2 protein-coding genes are annotated in these 2,348 nt (G+C 67.4%); both read right to left on the reverse strand.

Annotation, left to right across the window (positions count from 1 at the left end; genetic code table 11):
* Nucleotides 1-678: 678 nt before the first annotated feature.
* On the reverse strand, nucleotides 679-1,047 hold the full coding sequence (locus VIM19_05375; GenBank protein HEY5184334.1) for a hypothetical protein: 369 nt from the start codon (nucleotides 1,045-1,047) through the stop codon (nucleotides 679-681).
* An 881-nt stretch (nucleotides 1,048-1,928) separates the two neighbouring features.
* Nucleotides 1,929-2,348 (reverse strand): hypothetical protein (locus VIM19_05380; GenBank protein HEY5184335.1); only part of this gene is annotated, 420 nt, incomplete at its 5' end.

Consider the following 2,348-nt stretch of genomic DNA (forward strand, 5'->3'; position numbering starts at 1 on the left):
CACCGTCACCCTGCAATGGACCGACCAGGCCGGCACGCCCCACACCGCCACCGGGAACCTCACCGCCGGACCAGCCGCCTAACAAGCCGGCCTGCCCGCGTCGTGCCCCCCCACCGACGCGGGCAGGCCATCCTCCATGCACCGCCACGCGCCATGGGACAGCCTGTTAGACGCACCGCCAGGCCGGTCGCTGGTGCCGGCGCCGCTGATGCACTGTCCACTTCGTCGTCCGTCAGCCCATCTTGGAACTACCGGAATTGCGGCCCAGCGAGGACCCGTCGGAATTGAGGTTGGCTGACTGGCCAGGCCGGACTGCAGCGACAGCGAACAGAACCGATGCTCCCTAGGCGTCGGTCGCGAGCGTCAGCGCCGCCGGCGGTAACCGTTGGGGTCGCCCGTGCGTTAGCGCGCGGTTGACGCGGTGGCGCCCACGATCATGTACCCCTACCTACGGAGATCCACCAGCCCCGGCTCGGCGAGCAGGCAACCTTCTGATCGCGGATCAGTCGCCTTGCACGCGAAGATCAATGAGCTGCGAAGGGACAACCTGTCGTAGTTCTGAGTGGTGTGGGCATGCGCCCAGGCTGACTATCCACGTCGCCAGAAACGTCGCCGGATTGGTTGCCAGAGAGGTACGGGTCCCAGATCCGAAGCTCAGGCGCTGAGCCAGCGTGGTCCTCAGCTGCGTCGGGTGCGGGGCTTGCGGTCACGGATGGAGAGGACCGTGCCGTCACGGGCGACGACGACGGTGAGGCTCCCGCGGCGCAGACGCATCCGCCCGTTGCCTGTCGTGTCGGGCTGGATCTCGTGGGGGGCGGCGATGACGGTGCGGATCGCGTCCTCGCTGACCCCGTCGGCGGCGGCTGCGGTCCGGGCGCCCTTGCTCAACCTTAGAGGTGCCAGGTCGTCTGCGACTTCGACATCGGGCAGGGCCTGCGGGTGGGCTTCGAGCGCCTCGACGTCAGCGGTCAAGTCGGCCTCGATCTGCGCATCGGAGAGCTCCCGAGCGGGCGGAGCCTGGAACGTGAGGGTGAATGCAGAACTCATCAACGTCCTTGCCTTCGGCCGCGGCCGATTTCGGGGCGGCGTCAACATGGCCGGGGCGCGTCGTACGCCACTCGGCGGAGGTCCACCGGCCCGAGGGCTCGGGCCGATCTCTCCCCTTCACTGTACGGGCCGAACGACGTGCGCTGCTGCGTTGAGGCGATTGCGTGAGTGGCAGGGCTAGCGACTCGGATCGCAACTCGGACATCGGGTGGGCCCACCCACCGTCCCGTTACCTGCACCAGCCGAGTGTCGAGTGCCGTGGTGGGACGGTCTTTCGACCAGAGTGACGCGGACGAACGGCCCTGCACCACCTCCGGGACCCATGGCTACCTTGACGAGAAGCGCATGCAAGGAGGCGAAGCATTGTCCGTGCAGCACCGCGAGCACGCGCGGCACGCCACGGGGGATCGCACCCGGAGGCCCACTCGAGGAGCGATCGGTCACCGACTGGAGTCTGTGTTCCTGCTGTTCGTGCTCACCGCGGCCATGTCCATCGTGATAATTCAGACGCGCTGAGGTCGTCGAACGCCAACGTGGCTTGTCGCCTGCCACCCCTGGTGCTGCTGGAAGCGGTGTATGCCGATCTGCTCTGGCGTCGCGTCCCGCTGCAGCCGGGCGTGAACGCGAAGCATGACTAGGTCAAGGTTGCCCCGATGGCGCCTGCGAACGTGTGACGGGATCACTCGTCAGTCACGTGCTACCGCCTATCCGGTGGATTGACACCGTCCCCCGGCAGTCGAATCCGGCGGTCGCTGGCGCCTGGTCAGATCTGGGTTCAATGCGCTTCGCTGCGGCCCCTCGGAGATCGGTTGGCAACCCCTGCCGTACCCCGCCCGACCCCGGGCCGGGTCCTGGATTGTCCCCTCGGGGCTGGTCCTTGGTCAGCGTCTTGTGCTCGGGGGGAGGGCGGCGCCGTCGAGGTCGTACAGCTCGATGGAGGTCTTGCCTGCTCGCAATGCGGCGAGGATCTCCCTCTCGTGCGGAACCCGCCGGTCCGCCTCCTCGAGAACGTCATCAACCCGCTCGCGTGGGATAACGACGACTCCGTCAGCGTCGCCGACGACTAGGTCTCCCGTCGCGACGCGCACGCCGGCGAAGTCGATGGTGCCGCCGAGTTTGCCACGGTCGCTCTTGACGGTGCCGCAGACGCTGTCGTGCCGAGAGAAGACTGGGAAACCGATGGCCCGCATCTGGTCACGGTCACGGGCCCGGTCGCGTCCCAGCCTCGGTGTAAATGTCGACGGACGTAGGTTCGCCTTGATAGCCGCCAAGCTCTCAAGAGAGGACCCACGTCCGTGTCT

It is taken from the genome of Actinomycetes bacterium (genome assembly GCA_036510875.1).
GTDB lineage: Bacteria > Actinomycetota > Actinomycetes > Prado026 > Prado026 > DATCDE01.

What these genes read in the sequence shown, in the direction of transcription:
- VIM19_05375 (HEY5184334.1), bottom strand. Translation starts at nt 1,047, where the DNA reads ATGAGTTCTGCATTCACCCTCACGTTCCAGGCTCCGCCCGCTCGGGAG.